This window comes from Prevotella multiformis DSM 16608, from assembly GCF_000191065.1.
Lineage (GTDB): Bacteria > Bacteroidota > Bacteroidia > Bacteroidales > Bacteroidaceae > Prevotella > Prevotella multiformis.
In genome coordinates this window covers 1-723 of record NZ_GL872301.1, presented here as the reverse complement: position 1 = coordinate 723, position 723 = coordinate 1, and the positions used below count along the sequence as shown (strand labels likewise).

Sequence of the window (723 nt, the reverse complement as noted above, 5' to 3'; positions counted from 1 at the left end):
GTGGAAGTAGCTGTACTTCACATAGGCTTCCATATCATGTACGTCCATGAACAGATAGTTCTCCTCGGACCCATATCCCGAATCGGCTACGACTGTCTTGGCATAACGATGGTAGCGTGATTTGAAAGACTCCAGGAAAGAGGGAAGTGTGAGCGTGTCTGTACGGTTAGCATAGAGTGCAAAGTCGGTGATGAACTGGTTCTCAGTTGCTATCTGCAGATTATATCCAGGCTTAGTCTGTCCGTTCCTCATAGCGTCCTCCTTCATGTGCATAAACGTGGCATCAGGGTCGGTCTTGCTGTAGGAGTTTCTCTCTCCCATAATCTCAAGGTGTTGGTCATACTCCTGGAGTTTATTACGTTTCTTCTCAAGTTCTTTAAGCTGTTTTTTCTTGGTTCTAACAGCCTGCTTCTCTTCTTTAGTCTTAGGCTCAGGGGCTGATTCCAAAGACTTGTTCAATTCCTCGGATATCTCATCGAGCAGAGCTGCAGTAAACTTGATACCTTCTGTTTTAACGGCATTGTCCTGCGCTATGACATCATCAACCTGAAGCAAGAGTGTGCGTATTTGTTCCTGCAACTTGGCGCGGTTCTTTTCCACGGTTCTCTTCCAAACGAAGGTATACTTGTTGGCTTTCGATTCTATCTTTGTGCCGTCAATATATTCAACGTCAAGACTTATCAAACCTTTGGCTGCAAGTACTAATACGACTTGTGTGAAGAT

General features: G+C 44.8%; 1 protein-coding gene. It reads right to left on the bottom strand.

The annotated features are described in order from the left end of the window. Positions 1–723, bottom strand: a 723-nt coding sequence (locus tag HMPREF9141_RS12375; protein ID WP_007369117.1) for an IS1182 family transposase, incomplete at both ends; no start/stop codon positions are given.